Raw genomic sequence first — 25,780 nt, 5'->3', positions numbered from 1 at the left:
ATGAGCAAGATCCTTATCCGCGGTGCGAAGGTGCTGGGCGGCGAGGCGCAGGACGTCCTCATCGACGGCGAGGTCATCGCCGCCACCGCCCCGACGGGCGAGATCGACTGGAGTGGTACGGACCTGTCGGCCGACGGCGCGCAGGTGATCGAGGCCGAGGGCCAGATCCTGCTGCCCGGCCTGGTCGACCTGCACACCCACCTGCGCGAGCCCGGCCGCGAGGACTCCGAGACCGTCCTCACCGGCACCCGCGCCGCCGCCTCCGGCGGCTACACGGCCGTCTTCGCCATGGCCAACACCCACCCCGTCGCCGACACCGCCGGCGTCGTCGAGCAGGTCTACCGGCTCGGCAAGGAGGCCGGCTACTGCGACGTGCAGCCCATCGGCGCCGTCACCGTCGGCCTGGAGGGCAAGAAGCTCGCCGAGCTCGGCGCCATGCACGACTCCGCCGCCGGCGTCACCGTCTTCTCCGACGACGGCAAGTGCGTCGACGACGCCGTGATCATGCGCCGCGCCCTGGAGTACGTGAAGGCCTTCGGCGGCGTCGTCGCCCAGCACGCCCAGGAGCCCCGCCTCACCGAGGGCGCCCAGATGAACGAGGGCGTCGTCTCCGCCGAGCTCGGCCTCGGCGGCTGGCCCGCCGTCGCCGAGGAGTCGATCATCGCCCGCGACGTGCTGCTCGCCGAGCACGTCGGCTCCCGCGTCCACATCTGCCACCTGTCGACCGCCGGCTCCGTCGAGATCGTCCGCTGGGCCAAGTCCCGCGGCATCGACGTCACCGCCGAGGTCACCCCGCACCACCTCCTCCTCACGGACGAGATGGTCCGCAGCTACAACCCGGTCTACAAGGTCAACCCGCCGCTGCGCACCGAGCGCGACGTGATGGCGCTGCGCGAGGCCCTGGCCGACGGCACGATCGACATCGTCGCCACCGACCACGCCCCGCACCCGCACGAGGACAAGGACTGCGAGTGGGCCGCCGCCGCCATGGGCATGGTCGGTCTGGAGACCGCCCTGTCCGTCGTCCAGCAGACGATGGTGGAGACCGGGCTGCTCGACTGGGCCGGCGTCGCCGACCGGATGTCCGTCAAGCCCGCGCAGATCGGCCGGGCCAGGGGCCACGGACGCCCCGTCTCGGCTGGTGAGCCCGCCAACCTGACGCTGGTCGATCCGGCATACCGTGGTGTCGTGGACCCCGCCGACTTCGCCTCCCGCAGCCGCAACACCCCCTACGAGGGCCGCGAGCTGCCGGGACGCGTCACCCACACGTTCCTGCGGGGCCGGGCAACGCTCGTCGACGGGAAGCTGGCGTGACACCACTCGTACTCCTCGCGGCCGAACCGAAGTCGGCCGAAGTCACCGACTGGGCCGGCCGGCTCGGCTGGGTCGCCGGACTGCTGCTGTTCGTCGCCTTCGTCTACTGGCTGATGCGCCAGGGATGGAAGTGGCGCGGCAGCCTCCAGTCCGACCTCCCGCCCCTCCCCGAGGTGCCGGAGGCGCCCGGAGCGGCCAGGCTGACGCTCAGCGGCCGCTACCACGGCTCCACCACCGCCGGACAGTGGCTCGACCGGATCGTCGCCCACGGCCTGGGCACCCGCAGCCGCGCCGAGCTCACCCTCACGGACGCCGGGATCAGCGTCGTACGCCCCGGGGCGAACGACTTCCTGATCCCCGCCGAGGCCCTGCGCGAGGCCCGCCTCGACAAGGGCATCGCCGGCAAGGTCCTCACCGAGGGCGGCCTGCTGGTCGTCACCTGGGCCCACGGCGACAAGCTGCTCGACTCCGGCTTCCGCTCCGACCGGGCGGCCGAGCACGCCGCCTGGGTCGAGGCCCTCACCCACCTGAACACCGCAAGCACGACGGAAGGCATCGCACGATGACAACCTCCACAAGGGGAGCTGCCAAGGTTCCCGCCGTACTCGTCCTGGAGGACGGCCGCATCTTCCGCGGCCGCGCCTACGGGGCCGTGGGGGAGACCTTCGGCGAGGCCGTGTTCTCCACCGGCATGACCGGCTACCAGGAGACCCTCACCGACCCGTCGTACCACCGCCAGGTCGTGGTCATGACCGCCCCGCACGTCGGCAACACCGGCGTCAACGACGAGGACCCCGAGTCCGCCCGCATCTGGGTGGCCGGCTACGTCGTCCGCGACCCCGCCCGCGTCCCCTCCAACTGGCGCGCCCAGCGCTCCCTCGACGAGGAGCTGCGGCTCCAGGGCGTCGTCGGCATCCAGGGCATCGACACCCGCGCCCTCACCCGCCACCTGCGCGAGTGCGGCGCCATGCGCGTCGGCATCTTCTCCGGCAGCGCGCTCCCGGACGAGGGCACCATGCTCGCCGAGGTCCGCCAGCAGGCCGAGATGAAGGGCGCCGACCTCTCCGCCGAGGTCGCCACCAAGGAGCCGTACGTCGTCCCCGCGCTCGGTGAGAAGAAGTTCACCGTCGCCGCCGTCGACCTCGGCATCAAGGGCATGACCCCGCACCGGATGGCCGAGCGCGGCATCGAGGTCCACGTGCTGCCCGCCACCGCCACCGCCGAGGACGTCTACGCCGTCGACCCCGACGGTGTGTTCTTCTCCAACGGCCCGGGCGACCCGGCCACCGCCGACGGCCCCGTCGCCGTCATGCAGGAGGTCCTGCGCCGCAAGACGCCGCTCTTCGGCATCTGCTTCGGCAACCAGATCCTCGGCCGCGCCCTCGGCTTCGGCACCTACAAGCTGAAGTACGGCCACCGGGGCATCAACCAGCCGGTCCAGGACCGCACCACCGGCAAGGTCGAGGTCACCGCGCACAACCACGGCTTCGCCGTCGACGCGCCCCTCGACAAGGTGTCCGACACCCCCTTCGGGCGCGCCGAGGTCTCCCATGTGTGCCTGAACGACGACGTCGTGGAGGGGCTGCAGCTGCTCGACCAGCCGGCCTTCTCCGTCCAGTACCACCCCGAGGCGGCCGCGGGCCCGCACGACGCCGCGTACCTCTTCGACCGCTTCGTTTCGCTGATGGAGGCCGAGCGTGCCTAAGCGCACCGATATCCAGTCCGTCCTGGTCATCGGCTCCGGCCCGATCGTCATCGGCCAGGCCGCCGAGTTCGACTACTCCGGTACCCAGGCCTGCCGGGTCCTCAAGTCCGAGGGCCTGCGCGTCATCCTGGTCAACTCCAACCCGGCCACGATCATGACCGACCCGGAGATCGCCGACGCCACGTACGTCGAGCCGATCACCCCCGAGTTCGTCGAGAAGATCATCGCCAAGGAGCGCCCCGACGCCCTCCTGCCGACGCTGGGCGGCCAGACGGCCCTCAACACGGCCATCTCCATGCACGAGCAGGGCGTCCTGGAGAAGTACGGCGTCGAGCTCATCGGCGCCAACGTCGAGGCCATCCACAAGGGCGAGGACCGCGACCTCTTCAAGGGCGTGGTCGAGGCCGTCAACGCCAAGATCGGCCACGGCGAGTCCGCCCGCTCGGTCATCTGCCACTCGATGGACGACGTCCTCAAGGGCGTCGAGACGCTCGGCGGCTACCCCGTCGTCGTCCGCCCGTCCTTCACCATGGGCGGCGCCGGCTCCGGCTTCGCCCACGACGAGGAAGAGCTGCGCCGCATCGCCGGCCAGGGCCTCACGCTCTCCCCGACCACCGAGGTGCTCCTGGAGGAGTCCATCCTCGGCTGGAAGGAGTACGAGCTGGAGCTCATGCGCGACAAGCACGACAACGTCGTGGTCGTCTGCTCCATCGAGAACTTCGACCCGATGGGCGTCCACACCGGTGACTCGATCACCGTCGCCCCGGCGATGACGCTCACCGACCGCGAGTACCAGGTCCTGCGCGACATCGGCATCGCGATCATCCGCGAGGTCGGCGTCGACACCGGCGGCTGCAACATCCAGTTCGCGGTGAACCCCGACGACGGCCGCATCATCGTCATCGAGATGAACCCGCGCGTCTCCCGCTCCTCCGCGCTCGCCTCCAAGGCCACCGGCTTCCCGATCGCCAAGATCGCCGCCCGGCTCGCCGTCGGCTACACGCTGGACGAGATCCCGAACGACATCACCGAGAAGACCCCGGCCTCCTTCGAGCCGACCCTCGACTACGTCGTCGTCAAGGCCCCGCGCTTCGCCTTCGAGAAGTTCCCGTCCGCCGACTCCACGCTGACCACGACCATGAAGTCGGTCGGCGAGGCCATGGCGATCGGCCGCAACTTCACCGAGGCCCTGCAGAAGGCCCTGCGCTCCCTCGAGAAGAAGGGCTCGCAGTTCGCGTTCACCGGCGAGCCCGGCGACAAGGCGGAGCTGCTGCGCGAGGCGGTCCGCCCGACCGACGGCCGGATCAACACGGTCATGCAGGCCATCCGCGCCGGCGCCACGCCGGAGGAGGTCTTCGAGTTCACCAAGATCGACCCGTGGTTCGTCGACCAGCTCTTCCTCATCAAGGAGATCGCCGACGAGCTCGCCGGGGCCGAGAAGCTCGAGCCCGAGCTGCTCGCCGAGGCCAAGCGCCACGGCTTCTCCGACGCCCAGATCGCCGAGATCCGCGGCCTGCGCGAGGACGTCGTCCGCGAGGTCCGGCACGCCCTCGGCGTCCGCCCGGTCTACAAGACGGTCGACACCTGCGCCGCCGAGTTCGCCGCCAAGACCCCGTACTTCTACTCGTCCTACGACGAGGAGACCGAGGTCGCGCCGCGAGAGAAGCCCGCGGTGATCATCCTGGGCTCCGGCCCGAACCGCATCGGCCAGGGCATCGAGTTCGACTACTCCTGCGTCCACGCCTCCTTCGCGCTCAGCGACGCGGGCTACGAGACCGTGATGGTCAACTGCAACCCGGAGACCGTCTCCACGGACTACGACACCTCCGACCGCCTGTACTTCGAGCCCCTGACGCTCGAGGACGTGCTGGAGATCGTCCACGCCGAGTCACTGGCCGGCCCCATCGCGGGCGTCGTCGTCCAGCTCGGCGGCCAGACCCCGCTGGGCCTCGCCCAGGCGCTCAAGGACAACGGCGTGCCGGTCGTGGGCACCTCCCCGGAGGCCATCCACGCCGCCGAGGACCGCGGCGCCTTCGGCCGGGTGCTCGCCGAGGCGGGCCTGCCCGCGCCGAAGCACGGCACCGCCACCACCTTCGCCGGTGCCAAGGCCATCGCCGACGAGATCGGCTACCCCGTGCTCGTACGCCCCTCGTACGTGCTCGGCGGCCGCGGCATGGAGATCGTCTACGACGAGGCGCGCCTGGAGGCGTACATCGCCGAGTCCACCGAGATCTCCCCGACCCGCCCGGTGCTCGTCGACCGCTTCCTCGACGACGCGATCGAGATCGACGTCGACGCGCTCTACGACGGCCACGAGCTCTACCTCGGCGGCGTCATGGAGCACATCGAGGAGGCCGGCATCCACTCCGGCGACTCGGCCTGCGCCCTGCCTCCGATCACCCTCGGCGGCTTCGACATCAAGCGCCTGCGCGCCTCCACCGAGGCCATCGCCAAGGGCGTCGGCGTCCGCGGTCTGATCAACATCCAGTTCGCGATGGCCGGCGACATCCTGTACGTCCTCGAGGCCAACCCGCGCGCCTCCCGCACCGTGCCCTTCACCTCGAAGGCGACCGCGGTGCCGCTCGCCAAGGCCGCGGCCCGCATCTCCCTCGGCGCCACCATCGCCGAGCTGCGGGAAGAGGGCCTGCTGCCCAGGCAGGGCGACGGCGGCACCCTCCCGATGGACGCGCCGATCTCCGTCAAGGAGGCCGTGATGCCGTGGTCGCGCTTCCGCGACATCCACGGCCGCGGCGTCGACACCGTCCTCGGCCCGGAGATGCGCTCCACCGGCGAGGTCATGGGCATCGACAACGTCTTCGGCACGGCGTACGCCAAGTCGCAGGCGGGCGCCTACGGACCGCTGCCCACCAAGGGCCGCGCGTTCATCTCGGTCGCCAACCGCGACAAGCGCTCGATGGTCTTCCCGGCCCGTGAGCTGGTCGCCCACGGCTTCGAACTGCTCGCCACCTCCGGCACGGCCGAGGTGCTCAAGCGCAACGGCATCAACGCCACGATCGTGCGCAAGCAGTCCGAGGGCGAGGGCCCGAACGGCGAGAAGACGATCGTCCAGCTCATCCACGACGGCCAGGTCGACCTGATCGTCAACACCCCGTACGGCACCGGCGGCCGCCTCGACGGCTACGAGATCCGTACGGCGGCGGTGGCCCGCTCCGTCCCGTGCCTGACCACGGTCCAGGCGCTCGCGGCGGCGGTCCAGGGCATCGACGCGCTCAACCACGGCGACGTGGGCGTCCGCTCGCTCCAGGAACACGCGGCGCATCTGACCGCGGCCCGCGACTAGCAGCCCACAAGGGGGACACCGGAAACGGTGTCCCCCTCTTGCTGAGGACACCTCCATGTACAAGTTCTTCTTCAACCTCGTCTTCACGCGCATGGACCCCGAGGAGGCCCACTACCTGGCCTTCCGCTGGATCCGGCTCGCCGCCCGCGTCCCCGTGCTCCGCACCTTCGTCGCGGCCGTCCTCGCGCCGCGCCACAAGGAGCTGCGCACCGAGGCCCTGGGCCTGCGCATGCACGGCCCCTTCGGCCTCGCCGCCGGCTTCGACAAGAACGCGGTCGCGATCGACGGCATGGCCATGCTGGGCTTCGACCACGTCGAGATCGGCACGGTCACCGGCGAGGCCCAGCCCGGCAACCCCAAGAAGCGGCTGTTCCGGCTCGTCCCGGACCGCGCCCTGATCAACCGCATGGGCTTCAACAACGAGGGTTCCGCCGCCGTCGCGGCCCGCCTGGGCGCCCGCAACCCCGTCTTCAGGACGGTCGTGGGCGTCAACATCGGCAAGACCAAGGTCGTCCCGGAGGACGAGGCCGCCGCCGACTACGTGAAGTCCACCGAGCGGCTCGCCCGGCACGCCGACTACCTGGTCGTCAACGTCTCCTCCCCGAACACCCCGGGGCTGCGCAACCTCCAGGCCACCGAGTCGCTGCGGCCGCTGCTCACCGCCGTCCGCGAGGCCGCCGACCGGTCCGTCGAGGGCCGCCGCGTCCCGCTCCTGGTGAAGATCGCCCCCGACCTCGCCGACGAGGACGTGGACGCCGTCGCCGACCTGGCCCTGGAGCTCGGCCTCGACGGCATCATCGCCACCAACACCACCATCGCGCGCGACGGCCTCGGCCTGAAGTCCGACCCCGCGCTCGTCAAGGAGACCGGCGGCCTGTCCGGCGCCCCGGTCAAGCAGCGCTCCCTGGAGGTGCTGCGCCGCCTCTACGCGCGCGTGGGCGACCGGATCGTCCTCGTGGGCGTCGGCGGCATCGAGAACGCCGAGGACGCCTGGCAGCGGATCCTCGCCGGCGCCACCCTGATCCAGGGCTACAGCGCCTTCATCTACGAGGGCCCGTTCTACGCCCGCGCGATCCACAAGGGCCTCGCCGCGCGCCTCGCCGCCTCCCCGTACGCCACCCTCGCCGAGGCCGTCGGCGCCGACACCCGAAAGGCCGCCCAGTGACCCACGAATCCTTCGGCGCCCGCCTGCGCTCCGCCATGGACACGCGCGGCCCCCTGTGCGTCGGCATCGACCCGCACGCCTCCCTGCTGGACTCCTGGGGTCTGCCCGACACCATCGACGGCCTGGAGCGCTTCACGTTCACGGTCGTCGAGGCACTGGCCGAGACGGTCGCCGTGTTCAAGCCGCAGGCCGCGTTCTTCGAGCGCTTCGGCTCGCGCGGCGTGGCGGTCCTGGAGCGCGCCGTCGCCGACCTGCGGGCTGCGGGCGGCCTGGTCGTCATGGACGCCAAGCGCGGCGACATCGGCTCCACCATGGCCGCCTACGCGGAGGCCTTCCTGCGCAAGGACTCGCCGCTCTTCTCCGACGCGCTCACCGTCTCCCCGTACCTCGGCTACGGCTCGCTGAAGCCGGCCGTGGACCTGGCGCGCGAGTCCGGTGCGGGGCTCTTCGTCCTGGCGCTGACGTCCAACCCCGAGGGCGCGGAGGTCCAGCGGGCCGTCCGCGAGGACGGGCGCAGCGTCGGCGCGACGATGCTGGCCCACCTGGCGGAGGAGAACGCGGGGGAGGGCCCGATGGGCTCCTTCGGCGCGGTCGTCGGCGCGACGCTCGGTGACCTGTCGGAATTCGACCTCGACATCAACGGGCCGCTGCTCGCCCCCGGCATCGGCGCCCAGGGCGCGACCCCGGCCGACCTCCCGGCGGTCTTCGGCGCGGCGGTCCGCAACGTCGTCCCGAACGTCAGCCGCGGGGTCCTGAGGGAGGGCCCGGACGGAGCCGCGCTGCGGGCCGCCGCGGAACGTTACGCGAACGAGATCAGGACGGCCGTGGGCGCCTGAGGCACCCCGGGGGCCGATTTCGGCCGGTTCTCGCCAATCCGCAGGTCGGGCGGCGTGTCCTCGCCGTCTCACTCCTTGACAAAAGTTGGCCCAAAACCGCGTCGTTATGTCGGAAATGTCCTGGTCGGTCGATGCTGACCAGGACTTTTCCTCTGTTCTCGCTGACTCCAGCGGTCTTGGCCGCTAGTCTCCGGGACAGAGTCGGCGTTCGGCGTACTCCACGTCGGTCGTTGCTCCACTGGTGTGGGGTGCTCCGCTCACGCGGGGCGTGCAGCTTCCACCGGTCCGTATCCGACAGTTCGACATCCGAGGTGACGTAGGCGTGGCTCTTCCGCCCCTTACCCCTGAACAGCGCGCAGCCGCGCTCGAAAAGGCCGCCGCGGCTCGCCGGGAGCGGGCCGAGGTCAAGAATCGACTCAAGCACTCCGGCGCCTCCCTGCACGACGTCATCGCGCAGGGGCAGACCAATGACGTCATCGGCAAGATGAAGGTCTCCGCGCTGCTCGAGTCCCTGCCGGGCGTGGGCAAGGTCCGCGCCAAGCAGATCATGGAGCGACTCGGCATCTCCGAGAGCCGTCGGGTCCGTGGCCTCGGCTCCAACCAGATCGCTTCTCTGGAGCGTGAGTTCGGCGGCGCCGGCGCCTGACGGCGCCCGGGCCCGGACCGCGCGTCCCGGGCACACCGGTAAAGCTGGAATAATCGCTGCATGGCAGCAGAGGTACGTCCGCGGCTGACCGTGCTCTCCGGCCCCTCAGGGGTGGGCAAGAGCACGGTCGTCGCTCATATGCGCAAGGTCCACCCCGAGGTCTGGCTCTCGGTGTCGGCCACGACACGGAAGCCGCGACCCGGCGAGCAGCACGGTGTCCAGTACTTCTTCGTCACGGACGACGAGTTCGACAAGCTGGTCGCCAACGGCGAACTGCTGGAGTGGGCCGAGTTCGCGGGCAACCGCTACGGCACCCCGCGTCGCGCGGTCCTCGACCGTCTGGAGGCGGGGGAGCCCGTGCTCCTGGAGATCGACCTCCAGGGCGCCCGGCAGGTCAAGGAGTCCATGGCGGACGCCCAGCTGGTCTTCCTGGCCCCGCCGAGCTGGGACGAGCTGGTCCGCCGGCTCACCGGCCGCGGCACCGAGTCGCCCGAGGTCATCGAGCGCCGTCTCGGGGCCGCGAAGGTCGAGCTGGCCGCCGAGTCGGAGTTCGACACCACGCTCGTCAACACCTCGGTCGAGGACGTCGCGCGTGAGCTGCTAACGTTGATGAACGTTGTCTGATCTTTTCTCCATCTTCGGAAGGTAGAGCGTGTCCTCTTCCATCACCGCGCCCGAGGGCATCATCAACCCGCCGATCGACGAGCTGCTCGAGGCGACGGACTCCAAGTACAGCCTCGTGATCTACGCCGCCAAGCGCGCGCGCCAGATCAACGCGTACTACTCGCAGCTGGGCGAGGGCCTGCTCGAGTACGTCGGTCCGCTCGTCGACACCCACGTCCACGAGAAGCCGCTCTCGATCGCGCTGCGCGAGATCAACGCGGGCCTGCTGACCTCCGAGGCCATCGAGGGCCCGGCGCAGTAAGCACGCATCGCTTGTAACGCTTGTCACCACAGGCCCGGCGGAACATCCGCCGGGCCTGTGGTGTCTCATGGAGTGGTACGCACCGGAGTCGTACGCATCCGAGCCTTCAGGGGAGCAGAGTTGAGCGCGGTGACGAAGCCGAGGGTCGTCCTGGGCGTGAGCGGCGGCATCGCCGCGTACAAGGCGTGCGAGCTGCTGCGCCGGCTCACCGAGTCCGGCCACGACGTCCGGGTGGTCCCCACCGACTCCGCCCTGCACTTCGTCGGTGCCGCCACCTGGTCGGCCCTCTCCGGCAACCCCGTCTCCACCGAGGTGTGGGAGACCGTCCACGAGGTGCCGCACGTGCGGATCGGGCAGGCCGCCGACCTCGTCGTCGTCGCCCCCGCCACCGCCGACATGCTGGCCAAGGCCGCCCACGGCCTCGCCGACGACCTGCTCACCAACACGCTGCTCACCGCGCGCTGCCCGGTGGTCTTCGCGCCGGCCATGCACACCGAGATGTGGGAGCACCCGGCCACCCAGGAGAACGTGGCCACGCTGCGCCGCCGCGGCGCCGTGGTCATCGAGCCCGCCGTCGGCCGCCTCACCGGCGTCGACACTGGCAAGGGCCGGCTGCCCGACCCGGGGGAGATCTTCGAGATCTGCCGTCGCGTCCTGGCGCGCGGCGTCACGGCTCCCGACCTGGCCGGCCGCCACGTCGTGATCAGCGCCGGCGGCACCCGCGAGCCCCTCGACCCGGTCCGCTACCTCGGCAACCGCTCCTCCGGCAAGCAGGGCTACGCCCTCGCCAAGGCCGCCGCGGCCCGTGGCGCCCGGGTCACCCTGATCGAGGCCAACACCGGCCTGCCCGACCCGGCGGGCGTCGACGTCGTGCGCGTCGGCACCGCCGTGCAACTGCGCGAGGCCGTCCTCAAGGCGGCCGCTGACGCGGACGCCGTGGTTATGGCGGCGGCGGTCGCCGACTTCCGGCCCGCCGCCTACGCCCCCGGCAAGATCAAGAAGACGGACGACGGCGGCGCCCCCACGATCGAGCTGGTCCGCAATCCCGACATCCTCGCCGAGATCTCCGCCGAGCGGGCGCTGCCCGGCCAGGTCGTCGTCGGCTTCGCCGCGGAGACGGACGACGTCCTCGACAACGGGCGCAAGAAGCTCCGCCGCAAGGGCTGCGACCTGCTCGTCGTCAACGAGGTGGGCGAGCGCAAGACCTTCGGCTCGGAGGAGAACGAAGCCGTGGTCCTCGCCGCCGACGGTGCCGAGACCTCCGTGCCCTACGGGCCGAAGGAAGCGCTGGCGGAGACGGTGTGGGATCTGGTCCTGCCCCGGCTGCGCCCCCTCTCCGGGTGAATTCCGAGCGAACTCCGCGGTACGCCCGGACCGCGCCCCCGCAGCCGCGAGAAGTTCCACAAACCCGGACAAAAGGCCAGCTCGGAGCGTTGATCACCGCACAGATCACGCAATCGCGTGGCCAGGGACCTGGCCACATGGCCGACCGTGACCGATAGACTGTTCTCGGAACGTCGCGGGGCGCAGCCCCCTGCCGGTCCGTAAACGAGTAGCCAGCAGCCGCTGCAACCCCAGGGAGCGTTGTGTCCCGTCGTCTGTTCACCTCGGAGTCCGTGACCGAGGGTCACCCCGACAAGATCGCTGACCAGATCAGCGACACCATCCTCGACGCGCTGCTCAAGGAGGACCCCACCTCCCGCGTCGCCGTCGAGACGCTGATCACGACCGGCCTCGTGCACGTCGCCGGTGAGGTCACCACCAAGGCCTGGGCCGACATCCCGACCCTCGTCCGCAACAAGATCCTCGACATCGGGTACGACTCCTCGAAGAAGGGCTTCGACGGCGCGTCCTGCGGCGTCTCGGTCTCCATCGGGTCGCAGTCCCCGGACATCGCGCAGGGCGTCGACACGGCGTACGAGTCCCGCGTCGAGGGCGACGAGGACGAGCTCGACAAGCAGGGCGCCGGCGACCAGGGCCTGATGTTCGGCTACGCGTCGGACGAGACCCCGGAGCTCATGCCGCTCCCGATCCACCTCGCGCACCGGCTCTCCCGCCGCCTCACCGAGGTCCGCAAGAACGGGACCATCCCGTACCTGCGCCCCGACGGCAAGACCCAGGTCACCATCGAGTACGACGGCGACAAGGCCGTCCGCCTCGACACCGTGGTCGTCTCCTCGCAGCACGCGTCCGACATCGACCTCGAGTCGCTGCTCGCGCCCGACATCCGCGAGTTCGTCGTCGAGCACGTCCTGAAGCAGCTCGTCGAGGACGGCATCAAGCTCGACACCGACGGCTACCGGCTGCTGGTCAACCCGACCGGGCGCTTCGAGATCGGCGGCCCGATGGGCGACGCCGGCCTCACCGGCCGCAAGATCATCATCGACACCTACGGCGGCATGGCCCGCCACGGCGGCGGTGCCTTCTCCGGCAAGGACCCGTCGAAGGTGGACCGCTCGGCCGCGTACGCCATGCGCTGGGTCGCCAAGAACGTCGTCGCCGCGGGCCTCGCCTCCCGCTGCGAGGTCCAGGTCGCGTACGCGATCGGCAAGGCCGAGCCCGTCGGCCTCTTCGTCGAGACCTTCGGCACCAACACCATCGAGACCGAGAAGATCGAGCACGCCATCGCCGAGGTCTTCGACCTCCGCCCGGCCGCGATCATCCGCGACCTCGACCTGCTCCGCCCGATCTACTCCCAGACCGCCGCCTACGGCCACTTCGGCCGCGAGCTGCCGGACTTCACCTGGGAGCGCACGGACCGCGTGGACGCCCTGAAGGCGGCCGCGGGCCTGTAAGCACCAGGAGCCGCCCGAAGGCCCGGAACCCCCTGGGGTGCCGGGCCTTCGGCGTGCCGGGGCCGCTGTCGGTGCCGTCTGGTAGGTATGGGGCTGTGAGCAGCGAGAACGAGAAGGCCGGGGGGCACGAGGGGCACGAGGAGCCCGAACAGCTCGCGCTCATCCGGGAGACCGTGCGCAAGGCGAAGGTGCCGCGGGCCAAGCCGCGGACCTGGCGCGGGGCCGCGCTCGCCAAGGAGCTGCCGGTCGCGCGGGTCGTGGTGAACAAGGGAGTGCTCCACCTCGACCAGTTCTTCGACTACGCCGTACCCGAGGAACTGGACGCCGCCGCGCAGCCCGGTGTGCGGGTGCGGGTGCGCTTCGGGGCCGGGGCGCACCAGGTGCGGGGCGGGCGGCGCGAGGGCGGGCGGCTCATCGACGGGTTCCTGGTGGAGCGGCGGGCCGAGTCGGACTACTCCGGGCCGCTCGCCGCGCTCGCCGACGTCGTCTCGCCCGAGCCCGTGCTCGGCCCCGAGCTGCTGGGGCTCGCCCGGGCCGTCGCCGACCGCTACGCCGGCAGCCTCGCCGACGTCCTCCAGCTGGCCGTCCCGCCGCGCAACGCGAGCGCCGAACGCCGGCCCTCGCCCGCGCCGCTGCCGCCGCCGCCCGCGCCCGCCGCGGGCAGCTGGGCACGGTACGAGCGCGGCGCGGCGTTCCTGGAGTCGCTGGCCCGCGGCGGGGTGCCGCGGGCGGTGTGGAACGCGCTGCCGGGGCCGCACTGGGCCGAGGAGATCGCCCGGGCGGTCGCCGCGACCCTCGCGTCCGGGCGCGGCGCCCTCGTCGTCGTACCCGACGGGCGCGCCGCCGGCCGCGTCGACGCCGCCCTCACCGGACTGCTCGGCGAAGGACGGCACGCGCTGCTCACCGCCGAGGCCGGGCCCGAGAAGCGGTACGGGCAGTGGCTCGCTGTCCGGCGCGGCGCCGTCCGCGCGGTCGTCGGCACCCGGGCGGCGATGTTCGCGCCCGTGCGCGACCCCGGGCTCGTCGTCATCTGGGACGACGGCGACACCAGCCACAGCGAACCGCACGCCCCGCAGCCGCACGCCCGGGACGTCCTGCTGCTGCGCGCCGCCCACGACCGCTGCGCCTTCCTGCTCGGCTCCACCAGCTGCACCGTCGAGGCCGCCCAGCTCGTCGGTTCCGGCTGGGCGCAGCCGCTCGCCGCCGGACGCGACCAGGTGCGGGCCGCCGCGCCGCTCGTGCGGACCGTCGGCGACACCGACCTCGCCCGCGACGAGGCCGCCCGCGCCGCCCGGCTGCCCACCCTCGCCTGGCAGGTGGTGCGGGAAGGGCTGAAGACCGGGCCGGTGCTCGTCCAGGTGCCGCGCCGGGGCTACGTGCCGCGGCTCGCCTGCGAGCGCTGCCGGACGCCCGCCCGCTGCCGGCACTGCTCCGGGCCGCTGGAGGCGCCCGAGCAGCAGGAGCTGCACTGCGGCTGGTGCGGGCGCGGCGCGCCCGACTGGCACTGCGTGGCGTGCGGCTCCACCCGGCTGCGCGCCCAGGTGGTCGGTGCCCGGCGCACGGCGGAGGAACTGGGGCGGGCCTTCCCGGCCGTGCCCGTACGCACCTCCGGACGCGACCACGTCCTGGACCGGGTGCCGGGACGGCCCGCGCTCGTGGTGAGCACCCCGGGCGCCGAGCCGGTCGCCGAGGGCGGCTACGCGGCCGCGCTGCTCCTCGACGGCTGGGCCATGCTCGGCCGACCCGACCTGCGGGCCGGCGAGGAGGCCCTGCGCCGCTGGATCGACGCCGCCTCGCTGGTCCGGGGCCAGGGCGAAGGCGGCACGGTGGTGGTCGTCGCCGAGCCGACGCTCCGGCCCGTCCAGGCGCTGGTGCGCTGGGACCCCGTCGGGCACGCCCAGCGGGAGCTGGCCGAGCGGGCCGAGCTGGGCTTCCCGCCCGTCTCGCGGATGGCGGCGGTGTCCGCGCCGCCGGATGCCCTCGCTGCCTTCCTGGCCGCTGCCGAACTGCCCCCGGACGCCGAGATCCTGGGGCCCGTACCACTGCCCGTGACCCGTCCCGGCGGCCCCCGCCGCCCCGGCGACACCCCGCCGGGCGAACAGTGGGACCGCGCGCTGATCCGCGTTCCGCCGGGCAGCGGGGCCGCGCTCGCCACCGCCCTGAAGCGGGCGCAGGCGTCGAGGCTGGCCCGTGGCGGCGGCGAGCCGGTGCGGGTGCGGGTGGACCCGCCGGACATCGGCTGACGACGGGCACGCGAAGGGCCGCCCGCTCGGTGGCGGGCGGCCCTTTCGTGGTGCGGCGCCGTCGCGTGGCCTGGCGCCGTCATGCCGCGGCGCCGTCGTGGCGCCGGGGGTGGGGTGTCAGCCGTTGCGAGGGGCCGGGAAGGCCGGCGGGCGCTGCTCCTCGCGCAGCGTCTGGCTGCCCGAGGTCGGCTGCGGCGGCATGGTGCGGGCGGGCGGGACCACCGGCATGGTGCGGGTGGCGGCGCCCGGCTCCGCCGTACGCTCCTGCTCCAGGGCGACGCCCGGCTGCGGGGCGCGGCGCGAGCCGTAACGGCGGTGGACCGCCTGCTTGGTGACTCCGAGCGCGGAGCCCACCGCGTCCCAGGAGAACCCGAGCGAGCGGTCGAAGTCCACCGCCGCCGTCACCAGGGTCTCGACGCTGTCCCGCAGCTCCTGGGCGAGCCGTACGGTCGGGGCGGGAGCGCGCCCGTAGACGACGAAGCCCGTCGAAGGAGCGGTGCGGCGCGGACGGTAGACATTGCCCAGCTGGGCCGTGAGCGTGCGCAGTGCGTCCACCTGCCGCCGGACCCGCTCGATGTCCCGCACGAGCAGGTGCAGACTTGCCCGGGCCTGGGCGTCGTGGGTTGCGTGGTCGGCCATGGATGAGCCTCTCGAACCGGCGTGAAAGGGGCGGGTCGCTGGGGGAAGGGCGACCCGATTCGGTCAATCTCCTTTGACCAACGCGCCACCCGGGGTTGGGTCACGCTGCGGGGGCGTACACGCATATGCGCAGGGCGCTCGTCCTCGCGTACGCCCCCTGAGCCGGCGGCCCCTAGACTGGTGCGCTGCCCTCCCGAGCCCTCGGCTCCGCTCGAGCAGGGAGGTACCACCATCGCCCCGAGATGCGAGGTTTTCCCGCGTGAAGCTCGTCTTCGCAGGCACCCCCGAGGTCGCCGTACCCGCCCTGGACGCCCTGCTCGCCTCCGGGCGGCACGAGGTGGCCGCCGTCGTCACCCGGCCCGACGCGCCCGCCGGCCGGGGCCGGCGGCTCGTCGCGAGCCCCGTCGCCGAGCGCGCGGAGGAGGCCGGGATCGAGGTGCTCAAGCCGGAGCGGCCGCGCGACGAGGCGTTCCTCGCACGGCTCCGGGAGATCGCGCCCGACTGCTGCCCCGTCGTCGCGTACGGCGCGCTGCTGCCCCGCGTCGCCCTCGACATCCCGGCCCACGGCTGGGTCAACCTGCACTTCTCGCTGCTGCCCGCGTGGCGCGGCGCCGCGCCGGTGCAGCATTCGCTGATGGCCGGGGACCAGGTGACGGGCGCGTCCACCTTCCAGATCGAGGAAGGCCTCGACTCCGGCCCGGTGTACGGCGTCGTCACCGAGGACGTGCGGCCCACCGACACCAGCGGGGACCTGCTCACCCGGCTGGCCTTCGCCGGCGCGGGCCTGCTCGCCGCGACGATGGACGGCATCGAGGACGGCACCCTGAAGGCGGTGCCGCAGCCCGCCGAGGGCATCACCCTCGCCCCGAAGATCCAGGTCGAGGACGCCCACGTCGACTTCGCGGCCCCCGCGCTCCGCGTCGACCGCGTCGTCCGCGGCTGCACCCCGGCCCCCGGCGCCTGGACGCTCTTCCGCGGCGAACGCCTCAAGCTCATCCAGGTCGCCCTCGTGGCCGACCGCACCGACCTGGCCCCCGGCGAGCTCGCCGCCGGCAAGAACAACGTGTACGTCGGCACCGGCTCGCACGCGGTGGAACTGCTCTGGGTCCAGCCCCAGGGCAAGAAGCCGATGAAGGCGGCCGACTGGGCCCGCGGCGTGCGCATCGCTCCTGGGGAGCGCGTCGGGGCCTGAGGGCGCTGCTCCCGGTACCCGAAGGGGCCTGGTGGGACCGGACGGGCCTCGACGCCCGCAGGGTCCCGCCTGCCCGGCCCGCCCCCGCCCTCCCGCCGGCGTTACGCTGAGTGGTGCCGGGCCCGGGTGTCCGGCCGACCCCTCACCGGATTCATCCTCACGCGGAGCACCTTTGAGCGAGCAGGCACGTCGTCGCACCCCCACGTCCTCCAAGGCCCCCCGGCCCCACCGGCGGCCCAAGAAGGATCCCGTGCGGATCCTCGCCTTCGAGGTGCTGCGGGCCGTGGACGAGCGGGACGCGTACGCGAACCTCGTGCTGCCGCCGCTGCTGAAGAAGGCGCGGGAGAAGAACGAGGGCTTCGACGGGCGGGACGCGGCGCTCGCGACCGAGCTCGTCTACGGGACGCTGAGGCGACAGGGGACGTACGACGCGATCATCTCCGCGTGCGTGGACCGGCCGCTGCGCGAGGTCGACCCGCCGGTGCTCGACGTGCTCTCGCTCGGCGCGCACCAGCTGCTCGGGACCCGGATCCCGAGCCACGCCGCCGTGTCCGCCACCGTCGAGCTGGCCCGCGTGGTGCTCGGCGACGGGCGGGCCAAGTTCGTGAACGCCGTGCTGCGCAAGATCGCGCAGGACGACTTCGACACCTGGGTGGCGCGGGTCGCGCCCCCGTACGAGGACGACGCCGAGGACCACCTCGCCGTCGTCCACTCCCATCCGCGGTGGGTCGTGTCCGCGCTGTGGGACGCACTCGGCGGAGGCCGCGCCGGGATCGAGAGCCTGCTGGAGGCCGACAACGAGCGGCCCGAGGTCACCCTGGTCGCACGCCCCGGCCGGGCCACCACCGAGGAGCTCGCCGCCGCGGCCGAGACGGAACCCGGGCGCTGGTCGCCGTACGCGCTCCGGCTCTCCGAGGGCGGCGAGCCCGGCGCGATCGAGGCCGTGCGCGAGGGCCGGGCCGGCGTCCAGGACGAGGGCAGCCAGCTCGTCGCGATCGCCCTCGCCAACGCCCCGCTCGACGGCCCCGACACCCGCTGGCTCGACGGCTGCGCCGGCCCCGGCGGCAAGGCGGCCCTGCTCGGCGCCCTCGCCGCCCGGCGCGGCGCCGCCCTGCTGGCCTCCGAGAAGCAGCCGCACCGCGCCCGCCTGGTCGAGCGCGCCCTGGCCGGCAACCCGGGCCCGTACCAGGTCATCGCCGCCGACGGCACGCGCCCGCCGTGGGGCGAGGGCTCCTTCGACCGGGTCCTGATGGACGTGCCCTGCTCCGGGCTCGGCGCGCTGCGCCGCCGCCCCGAGGCCCGCTGGCGCCGCCGTCCCTCCGACCTCGACGGCTTCGCGCCGCTCCAGCGCGGGCTGCTCACCGAGGCGCTGCGGGCCGTCCGGGTCGGGGGAGTGGTGGGGTACGCCACCTGCTCGCCGCACCTCGCCGAGACCCGGGTGGTCGTGGACGACGTCCTGAAGAAGGCGGGCGGCGCCGAACTGATCGACGCCCGCCCGCTGCTGCCCGGCGTCCCGGACCTCGGCGACGGCCCCGACGTCCAGCTGTGGCCGCATCTGCACGGCACGGACGCGATGTACCTGGCGCTCATCCGCCGCACGGCCTGAGGGGCAGGGGCCGCCTCCGTCCGCGCCCCCGGACATAGGGGTCGAGCGCCGTCACGGGCGGCCTGAAGTCCAGCCGGAGGGCGTGGACCACGGCCGGCGAGGGAGGGGGCTCGGTTCGGGGGGCATCGGCACCGCGCCGACCGGACTCCAGGAAGGCCAGGCGGGGATCGGAACGCCGACGGGCTGTCCGAGCGCCGACGGGCTGTCCGAGCGCCGCCGCGCAGAAGGTCGCGCAGGTGGTGGTCTCGGCCACCGGTACGGTGCGGGTCGCCGTCACGACGCCCGTCGCCGGTCCGGAGCCGGCGGACGCACGACAGCCGTTCCGCCGGCCCTACCGGCGGAATCATCTGGTCTGTACCATTACGTCCCGCGCGGGACGCGGCCCCCGCACGATCCACACCGCTTCGCGGCAAAGAAGTGCTCAAGAACATGGCAGGCTTGGCACATGGCGCAGATCAATCCCAGCATCCTGTCCGCGGACTTCGCCCGGCTCGCCGATGAGGCGAAGGCGGTCGACGGTGCCGACTGGCTGCACGTCGACGTGATGGACAACCACTTCGTGCCCAATCTGACGCTGGGCGTGCCGATCGTCGAGTCGCTCAGCCGGGCCACGGACACCCCGCTCGACTGCCACCTGATGATCGAGGACCCGGACCGCTGGGCCCCGCAGTACGTGGAGGCCGGCGCGGGATCCGTCACCTTCCACGTGGAAGCGGCGGCCGCTCCCGTGCGGCTCGCCCGGGAGATCCGCGCCAAGGGCGCCCGGGCGTCCATGGCGCTCAAGCCGGCCACGCCCATCGAACCGTTCGAGGACCTGCTGCCGGAGCTCGACATGCTCCTGATCATGACCGTCGAGCCCGGCTTCGGCGGCCAGGCCTTCCTCGACATCATGCTGCCGAAGATCCGCCGCACCCGCGAGCTGATCTCCAAGCACGGCCTGGAGCTCTGGCTGCAGGTCGACGGCGGCGTCTCCGAGTCCACCATCGAGCGGTGCGCCGAGGCCGGCGCCGACGTCTTCGTGGCCGGTTCCGCCGTCTACGGTGCCGCCGACCCGGCCGACGCCGTGCGCTCCCTCCGGGCCAGGGCCGAGTCCGCGACCGCCTCGGCGGCGTGGGCGTGTGGCCACTGAGCCTCCGCTGACCCACCGGTACGTGAACGCGGTCCGTCGGGGCGCCGACACGGCCGCTCAGGACCCGCCGGATCTGACAGGATGAACGGTGAGTCCAGAGTGTGAACGACAGCTTGAACAGCAGCACCAGAAGCAGCGGCCGCGGCGCACGACGAAGCGCGCCGAGGACACGCGAGCAGCCGTACGTGAACAGCAGTGAGGAGATCGCGGTGGCGGGTATGTCGGCGGGACGGTCGGCCCTGCGCATGGGACCCGCGGAACTCGTGCAGGCGGCGGCCATGGCCCGCCGTTTCTACCTCGAGGGCAAGTCCAAGATCCAGATCGCCGAGGAGTTCGGCGTGAGCCGCTTCAAGGTGGCCCGGGTCCTGGAGACCGCCCTGGAGCGCGACCTCGTGCGCATCGAGATCCGCGTGCCGGCCGAACTGGACGCCGAGCGCTCCGACGCGCTCCGCGCCCGTTACGGGCTGCGCCACGCCGTGGTCGTCGAGTCGCCGGCCGAGGGCGAGGACGAGTCGCCCGACCCGGAGAACCTCGGCGAGGTCGCGGCCGACCTGCTCGGCGAGCTGGTCACCGAGGGCGACGTCCTGGGCCTCGCCTGGGGTCGCTCCACCATCCACATGGCCGCCGCCCTCGACCGGCTGCCGCCCTGCACCGTCGTCCAGCTCACCGGCGTGTACGACGCGGGCACGGCCGAGCGCGGCTCGGTGGAGGCGGTGCGGCGCGCCGCACAGGTCTCCGGCGGCGAGGCCCACCCCATCTACGCGCCGATGCTGCTGCCCGACGCGGCGACCGCCAACGCGCTGCGCAGCCAGACCGGCATCGCGCGGGCCTTCGAGTACTTCGACAAGGTCACCGTCGCGTGCGTCTCCATCGGTTCCTGGGAGCCGGGCATCTCGACCGTCCACGACATGCTCTCCGACGCCGAGCGCGCCCACTACGCCTCGCTCGGCGTCGCCGCCGAGATGTCCGCGCACCTCTTCGACGCGGAGGGCAGACGGGTCGGCCGGGACCTCGGCGAGCGCTGCATCACCGTCGAGGCGGACCGGCTGCGCCGGATCCCCGAGGTCGTCGCCATCGCGGGCGGCCAGCGCAAGGCGGCGGCGATCGGCGCGGTGCTCCGCTCCGGTCTCGTCACCAGCCTGGTGACCGACCGGTCCGCGGCCGACTACCTGCTCACCGAGTTCAGCCCGGGCCCGCGCCCCGCGCTCGACCGCGCGGACCCCGACGGCATCTGACGACGGTCCGCGCCCACCGGTCGGCCGGTGGGCGCGCCCGCACGGCGGGCCGGCCCGGGCGATGGCAGCATCGGGGCCATGATCCTGCGAAGCGCCCGGCTCGGGCTCGCCCTGTTCGCCGGGCTCGCGCTCTTCCTGACCGGGTGCTCCGGCGGCAGCGGTACGGCCACGGGAGCGGGCACGGGCGCGACGGCCGCCGGCCCCTCCCAGACCGTCACGGCCCGCCCTTCCCGGACCGTCACGGTCGCTCCTCCCCGTGCCCCCGGCACCCGGACCGCCGCGGCCGCCCCGACGGCCCGCGGCGGCGACTCCGGGCTGCCCACCGTCCGCGAGGACCGGCTGCCGGCGGAGGCCCGGAAGACCCTCGCCCTCATCCGCGCCGGCGGGCCCTTCCCGTACGCCAAGGACGGCGCCGTCTTCTCGAACTTCGAGCGGGTCCTGCCGCGGCGCGAGCGTGGTCACTACCACGAGTACACGGTGAAGACCCCCGGCGAACGCGACCGTGGCGCCCGGCGCATCGTCACCGGCAGGTACGGGGAGATCTACTACACCGACGACCACTACGCGAGCTTCCGGGAGGTGGTCACCGAATGAGCCCAGAAGACCTCGGCGACAACGGCGACAAGGGTGACAACGGCGGCAGCGGCGACTTCGGCGACGGCGCCGACAACGGCGACGTGGCCGTCCTCGACCTGTACGGGGTCACCGACAAGGCCGCCTTCATGGACCGCTGCGCCGCCGCGCTCGGCCTGCCCGACTGGTTCGGCCGCAACTGGGACGCCCTCGCGGACTGCCTGACCGACCTGCCGGCGCCCGTCGCGATCGTCGTCACCGGCTGGCAGGGCTACGCGCGGACGCACCCCCGCGAGTGGCAGCTCGCGCAGGACGTCTTCGCCACGGCAGTCGAGGAACGCCCCGCGCACCTCACCGTTCTCCTCTCCCTCGGAGAGGTTTTCGGAGGATCCGACGAAAGGTCCCCCGAAAGGCTCGGATGAATCGCCCGGGGCTGGTATTCGTACCGGCGTGGGACAATGAACTACGTGCTTTTTCCCCTGGCTGAAATGCCTAGGGGCCGATCCGAACGACTGGGATGTCAGCACGTGCGTTTCCTCAATGACGTCAAGCCGCCGTACGACCTCACCTACGACGATGTGTTCATGGTGCCGAGCCGCTCGGCCGTGGGTTCCCGCCAGGGCGTGGACCTCTCCTCGCCGGACGGAACCGGTACGACGATTCCGCTGGTCGTGGCCAACATGACCGCCATCGCCGGCCGCCGTATGGCCGAGACCGTCGCCCGCCGCGGCGGCCTGGTCGTCATCCCGCAGGACATCCCGATCGACGTCGTCACCGACGTCATCGGCTGGGTCAAGTCCCGCCACCTGGTCCTCGACACCCCGATCGTCCTGGAGCCGCACCAGACCGTCGCCGACGCGCTCTCGCTGCTGCCGAAGCGGGCGCACGAGGCCGGCGTCGTCGTCGACGAGTACCGCCGCCCGGTGGGCGTCGTCACCGACGCCGACCTTTCCGGCGTGGACCGCTTCACCCAGCTGTCCGAGGTCATGTCCAAGGACCTGCTGCTCCTCGACGCCGACATCGAGCCGCGCGAGGCCTTCCACCGCCTCGACACCGCCAACCGCCGCTACGCCCCGGCCGTCGACGCCGACGGCAAGCTGGTCGGCATCCTCACCCGCCGGGGCGCCCTGCGCGCGACCCTCTACACCCCGGCCGTCGATGCGAACGGCAGGCTGCGCATCGCGGCCGCCGTCGGCATCAACGGCGACTTCGTCGGCAAGGCCAAGCAGCTCCTCGACGCGGGCGTGGACACGCTCGTCATCGACACGGCACACGGCCACCAGGAGTCGATGATCAACGCGATCAAGGCCGTGCGCGCCCTCGACCCCCAGGTTCCGATCGTCGCCGGCAACATCGTCGCAGCCGAGGGCGTCAAGGACCTCATCGATGCCGGCGCGGACATCATCAAGGTCGGTGTGGGTCCCGGCGCCATGTGCACCACCCGCATGATGACCGGCGTGGGCCGCCCGCAGTTCTCCGCCGTCCTGGAGTGCGCGGCCGAGGCGAAGAAGTACGGCAAGCACGTGTGGGCCGACGGCGGTGTCCGTCACCCGCGCGACGTCGCCATGGCGCTCGCCGCCGGCGCGTCCAACGTCATGATCGGCTCCTGGTTCGCCGGTACGTACGAGTCCCCGGGCGACCTCCAGCACGACGCCCAGGGCCGCGCCTACAAGGAGTCCTTCGGCATGGCCTCCGCCCGTGCCGTGAAGAACCGCACGAGCGACGAGTCCGCCTACGACCGCGCCCGCAAGGCGCTGTTCGAGGAGGGCATCTCCACCTCGCGCATGTTCCTGGACCCGCAGCGTCCGGGCGTCGAGGACCTGATCGACTCGATCATCGCCGGTGTCCGCTCCTCCTGCACCTACGCCGGTGCGAGCAACCTCGCCGAGTTCGAGGAGCGCGCCGTCGTCGGCATCCAGTCCGCCGCGGGTTACGCGGAGGGCAAGCCGCTGCACGCCAGCTGGAGCTGAGCCTTCGGCTCCTCCGACGCCGCGGGCCCCCGGGAAATCGCTCCCGGGGGCCCGCGGCGTTCCCGTACGGTCGGCGCATGGACCGCACGGAGATCACGCCCTGCCGCGCCGCGGACGTCGCGCTGCTCGACCGCCATCTGCCGACGCCGGGCGCGCCCACCCGCCACGCCGACCGGTTCGCCCGCCAGGAGGCCGGGACCGGCACCTATCTGGTCGCCTGGCGGGACGGGGCCCCGGCCGGGTACGGGCAGGTCCGCTGGGACGGTTGCGCCGCGCCCGAGGTGCGGGCCGCGGCCGGCGACTGCCCGGAGTTCAACGGCCTGGACGTACGGGAGGACCTGCGCGGGCAGGGCATCGGCACGGCCCTGATCCGCGCGGCCGAGGAGCTGGTGCGCGAGCGGGGCGGCACGCTCCTGGGGCTCGGCGTCGGCCACCACAACCCCCGGGCGGCGGCGCTGTACGCCCGGCTCGGGTACGCGCCCGTGACGGCGTACACCGACCGCTACGCGTACACGGACGCGGACGGCGTGCGGCACGAACGTGCCGACGCCTGCACCTTCCTCGTCAGACGGCTGGACTGATCGCCGCCGCGGCCCGGGAGGCCGCCCCGCGGGGCCGCCCGGCCCGTTTGACGTCCGCCGTCGCCGGCGGTCTCATCGGAGCATGGGCCGCGGAACGAGCGACGGACCGGCCGGCGGCGGGAACACCGCCGCGATGAAGGGCGCCGCGTGCTGCGCCTGGCTCACGGGCGTCGGTTTCGGAGCACCGTGCGTCTACGCGATCGGCCACCTCGCCCGGCACGGCGAGGTGTGGACCTTCCTCGGCTTCCCCACCTACGGAGGCGGTCCCTTCGAGCGGATCGGCCTCAGGACGAGCGGGCCGCTGCTCGCCGGCTTCCTCGTCGTCTGCCTCGCGGAGGTGGGCGCCGGCCGGCTGCTGTGGCGGCGCCGCCCGGCCGCCCGGCCCGTCGCCCTGGCACTCCTGCCCGCGGAGGCGGCCTTCTGGGCCGGTTTCGCGCTCCCGTTCGGCTTCCTCCTCGGCGCCGCGCGCACCGCGCTCGTCCTCGTGGCCCGCGACGGCCGTACGAGGGCGCGATAGGGCGGTCTCCCGGATCTTGCCGGCGTCCCAGGGGCCGGCACGCAGGTCCGCCGCGTCGTCGCTCGCCGACGCTCCGCGTCGCCTCCCTCTTCCGCCCTGCGGCCGCACGCACCGGACGCCGCTCCTCCACTCGGCCTGGTCCGAAGGACCCGCCCTAGCCCGGCGGCACGAAGCCCGCCTCGCGCAGCGAGCGGGCCACCGCCGCGCCCAGCAGGGTGTGGCCCGCGTCGTTGGGGTGCAGGCCGTCGGCGAGGTGGTCCGGGCCCAGGAGGTCGCGGCCCGGGAGGACGGCGAGCCGGCGGTCGCCCGCGAGGACCCGGTCCCGCCCGGCCCGCTCCATGGCCGCGCGCAGCTCCGTCAGCGTCGCGCCCATCGGGTTCGGCGTCGTCTCCGCCGCCGGCCGCAGCACGGGGGAGACGAGCAGCAGCGGGGTCTCGGGGTGTCCCCGGCGTACGAGCGACAGGAACGTCCGCGTGGTCTCGTACATCAACGAGGCCGAAAACGGCATCGTCCCCCAGCAGTTGGTGCCGAAGGCGAGCGTGATCAGCTCGCCGGGGAGGCGGGAGAGCTGCTCGGCGAGCGGCAGTTCGCCGCGCGCGCCGCCGGCGTAGCCGAGGTTGACCGGGTCGAGGCCGAGCAGCCGGCCGGCCGTCGCGGGCCAGGAGCGGGCGGGCCGGGTGGCCCACCAGCCCTCGGTGATCGAGTCGCCGTGGACCAGCCAGCGCGGGCGGCGCGGGGCGGGGGAGAGGGCGCCGCCGACCGCGCGCAGACCGAGCACGACCGGCGCCTGCCCTTCGGGCAGATGGACGGTGAACTCGCCGCCGCCGGGCGGGAGTTCGATCCGTACGGAACCCTCCTCGGCCGGCCGGGCGAACACCTCGGCGAGACAGTCCGTGCCCTGCCAGAGCGCGAAGCCGTGCCGCAGCGCCCGGAGCGCGTCACCGGCGACCGGGAGGGCCGCGCGGTACCGCAGCAGCACGGCCCGGGTCCCCGGCGCGGCCGTGAACTCCACCCGCACGCCGATCGGCAGCGCGGCCCGCTGGGCGATGTCCCAGGGCAGCCGTTCCAGGTCCGCCGGGTCGGCGCGGACGGGCCGGTCGCCGTCCAGCCATGCGGTACCGCGGAGAAAGGGTTCGGGCTCCAGCCAGCTCACCGAGGACCTCCGTTCGGGCGGGTGCAGCGTGGGTCATGCCGCACGAGGAGTCAATGCTCGCGCGCGGGGCGCCGTACGCCCCCGATGTGTCGATTCATGCGGGGGAGCGCAATGTTTCCCCGTCTGTGCCGCAAGCGCGCAATGATCATCTGCGACTGCGCAACAACCCTGCATTACGGATGCGAAGCGCGGGGCCTTAGGCTCATGCCTCGTACCAGGAGTGGCGGCGACCGCCTGCTCGGCGGTTCCCCCTTC

At 73.0% G+C, this 25,780-nt stretch carries 23 protein-coding genes; 21 read left to right on the top strand and 2 right to left on the bottom strand.

Annotated features, from left to right (window positions below; translation table 11 throughout):
* From ACFY8W_RS31325 to ACFY8W_RS31270, 12 genes are all read left to right on the top strand, one after another.
* The gene (locus ACFY8W_RS31325) at window positions 1-1,314 is read left to right on the top strand and encodes a dihydroorotase (RefSeq protein ID WP_391112524.1); all 1,314 of its coding nucleotides are present in this window, start codon (window positions 1-3) and stop codon (window positions 1,312-1,314) included.
* Window positions 1,311-1,880 (top strand): hypothetical protein, encoded by a 570-nt coding sequence (locus tag ACFY8W_RS31320; RefSeq protein ID WP_391112523.1) that lies wholly within the window; start codon window positions 1,311-1,313, stop codon window positions 1,878-1,880. The genes ACFY8W_RS31325 and ACFY8W_RS31320 overlap by 4 nt, the downstream gene beginning before the upstream one ends.
* On the top strand, window positions 1,877-3,019 hold the full coding sequence (carA, locus tag ACFY8W_RS31315; RefSeq protein WP_391112520.1) for a glutamine-hydrolyzing carbamoyl-phosphate synthase small subunit: 1,143 nt from the start codon (window positions 1,877-1,879) through the stop codon (window positions 3,017-3,019). Before ACFY8W_RS31320 ends, carA begins: the two co-directional genes overlap by 4 nt.
* Window positions 3,012-6,320 carry a carbamoyl-phosphate synthase large subunit gene (gene carB / locus ACFY8W_RS31310; protein WP_391112517.1) on the top strand — a complete coding sequence of 1,103 codons (3,309 nt, stop codon included), beginning with the start codon at window positions 3,012-3,014 and terminating at the stop codon, window positions 6,318-6,320. Before carA ends, carB begins: the two co-directional genes overlap by 8 nt.
* Window positions 6,321-6,375: 55 nt before the next feature.
* A complete protein-coding gene (locus ACFY8W_RS31305) occupies window positions 6,376-7,485 on the top strand; it encodes a quinone-dependent dihydroorotate dehydrogenase (RefSeq protein ID WP_391112514.1) in 1,110 nt (369 codons plus the stop codon).
* Window positions 7,482-8,321, top strand: a complete 840-nt coding sequence (gene pyrF / locus ACFY8W_RS31300) for an orotidine-5'-phosphate decarboxylase (protein ID WP_391112512.1) — start codon at window positions 7,482-7,484, stop codon at window positions 8,319-8,321. The genes ACFY8W_RS31305 and pyrF overlap by 4 nt, the downstream gene beginning before the upstream one ends.
* 322 nt (window positions 8,322-8,643) lie before the next feature.
* Window positions 8,644-8,967, top strand: coding sequence for an integration host factor (locus ACFY8W_RS31295; protein ID WP_128978280.1), 324 nt, complete (start codon window positions 8,644-8,646; stop codon window positions 8,965-8,967).
* 60 nt (window positions 8,968-9,027) lie between these two features.
* A complete protein-coding gene (gene gmk, locus ACFY8W_RS31290) occupies window positions 9,028-9,591 on the top strand; it encodes a guanylate kinase (RefSeq protein WP_391112508.1) in 564 nt (187 codons plus the stop codon).
* Between the two features lie 28 nt (window positions 9,592-9,619).
* Window positions 9,620-9,892 (top strand): DNA-directed RNA polymerase subunit omega, encoded by a 273-nt coding sequence (rpoZ, locus tag ACFY8W_RS31285; protein WP_005319902.1) that lies wholly within the window; start codon window positions 9,620-9,622, stop codon window positions 9,890-9,892.
* Between the two features lie 129 nt (window positions 9,893-10,021).
* Entirely contained in the window at window positions 10,022-11,236 is a 1,215-nt protein-coding gene (gene coaBC, locus ACFY8W_RS31280) for a bifunctional phosphopantothenoylcysteine decarboxylase/phosphopantothenate--cysteine ligase CoaBC (RefSeq protein ID WP_391112505.1), read from the top strand.
* A 242-nt stretch (window positions 11,237-11,478) separates the two neighbouring features.
* Complete coding sequence (gene metK / locus ACFY8W_RS31275) at window positions 11,479-12,687, top strand: methionine adenosyltransferase (RefSeq protein ID WP_391112502.1); 1,209 nt, start codon at window positions 11,479-11,481, stop codon at window positions 12,685-12,687.
* Window positions 12,688-12,782: 95 nt separating this feature from the next.
* Window positions 12,783-14,930: a primosomal protein N' gene (locus tag ACFY8W_RS31270; protein WP_391112499.1), complete on the top strand. Its 2,148-nt coding sequence runs from the start codon at window positions 12,783-12,785 to the stop codon at window positions 14,928-14,930.
* A gap of 117 nt (window positions 14,931-15,047) precedes the next feature.
* Here ACFY8W_RS31270 and ACFY8W_RS31265 read toward each other — a convergent pair whose 3' ends face one another.
* Window positions 15,048-15,569 carry a hypothetical protein gene (locus tag ACFY8W_RS31265; protein ID WP_391112496.1) on the bottom strand — a complete coding sequence of 174 codons (522 nt, stop codon included), beginning with the start codon at window positions 15,567-15,569 and terminating at the stop codon, window positions 15,048-15,050.
* A gap of 259 nt (window positions 15,570-15,828) precedes the next feature.
* On the opposite strand from ACFY8W_RS31265, the gene fmt reads away from it, so the two are divergent.
* The 9 genes from fmt (at window position 15,829) to ACFY8W_RS31220 (ending at window position 24,372) form a co-directional block, all read left to right on the top strand.
* A complete protein-coding gene (fmt, locus tag ACFY8W_RS31260; protein ID WP_391112494.1) occupies window positions 15,829-16,761 on the top strand; it encodes a methionyl-tRNA formyltransferase in 933 nt (310 codons plus the stop codon).
* A gap of 172 nt (window positions 16,762-16,933) precedes the next feature.
* Complete coding sequence (locus ACFY8W_RS31255) at window positions 16,934-18,367, top strand: transcription antitermination factor NusB (RefSeq protein ID WP_391112492.1); 1,434 nt, start codon at window positions 16,934-16,936, stop codon at window positions 18,365-18,367.
* A gap of 445 nt (window positions 18,368-18,812) precedes the next feature.
* Window positions 18,813-19,496 carry a ribulose-phosphate 3-epimerase gene (rpe, locus tag ACFY8W_RS31250; RefSeq protein ID WP_391112489.1) on the top strand — a complete coding sequence of 228 codons (684 nt, stop codon included), beginning with the start codon at window positions 18,813-18,815 and terminating at the stop codon, window positions 19,494-19,496.
* A gap of 185 nt (window positions 19,497-19,681) precedes the next feature.
* A complete protein-coding gene (locus tag ACFY8W_RS31245; RefSeq protein ID WP_356072011.1) occupies window positions 19,682-20,731 on the top strand; it encodes a sugar-binding domain-containing protein in 1,050 nt (349 codons plus the stop codon).
* Between the two features lie 78 nt (window positions 20,732-20,809).
* Complete coding sequence (locus tag ACFY8W_RS31240) at window positions 20,810-21,325, top strand: ribonuclease domain-containing protein (protein WP_391112486.1); 516 nt, start codon at window positions 20,810-20,812, stop codon at window positions 21,323-21,325.
* Window positions 21,322-21,726, top strand: a complete 405-nt coding sequence (locus ACFY8W_RS31235; protein WP_391112484.1) for a barstar family protein — start codon at window positions 21,322-21,324, stop codon at window positions 21,724-21,726. The genes ACFY8W_RS31240 and ACFY8W_RS31235 overlap by 4 nt, the downstream gene beginning before the upstream one ends.
* A 105-nt stretch (window positions 21,727-21,831) precedes the next feature.
* Window positions 21,832-23,274 carry a GuaB1 family IMP dehydrogenase-related protein gene (locus ACFY8W_RS31230; RefSeq protein ID WP_391112481.1) on the top strand — a complete coding sequence of 481 codons (1,443 nt, stop codon included), beginning with the start codon at window positions 21,832-21,834 and terminating at the stop codon, window positions 23,272-23,274.
* Window positions 23,275-23,351: 77 nt separating this feature from the next.
* Window positions 23,352-23,855, top strand: coding sequence for a GNAT family N-acetyltransferase (locus ACFY8W_RS31225; RefSeq protein ID WP_391112479.1), 504 nt, complete (start codon window positions 23,352-23,354; stop codon window positions 23,853-23,855).
* An 82-nt stretch (window positions 23,856-23,937) separates the two neighbouring features.
* Window positions 23,938-24,372, top strand: coding sequence for a hypothetical protein (locus ACFY8W_RS31220; RefSeq protein WP_391112476.1), 435 nt, complete (start codon window positions 23,938-23,940; stop codon window positions 24,370-24,372).
* 154 nt (window positions 24,373-24,526) lie between these two features.
* Here ACFY8W_RS31220 and ACFY8W_RS31215 read toward each other — a convergent pair whose 3' ends face one another.
* Window positions 24,527-25,525, bottom strand: coding sequence for a GDSL-type esterase/lipase family protein (locus ACFY8W_RS31215; RefSeq protein WP_391112474.1), 999 nt, complete (start codon window positions 25,523-25,525; stop codon window positions 24,527-24,529).
* Window positions 25,526-25,780: the final 255 nt, after the last annotated feature.

It is taken from the genome of Streptomyces sp. NPDC012637 (genome assembly GCF_042954805.1).
GTDB lineage: Bacteria > Actinomycetota > Actinomycetes > Streptomycetales > Streptomycetaceae > Streptomyces.
This window is presented reverse-complemented; position numbering and strand designations above follow the sequence as displayed.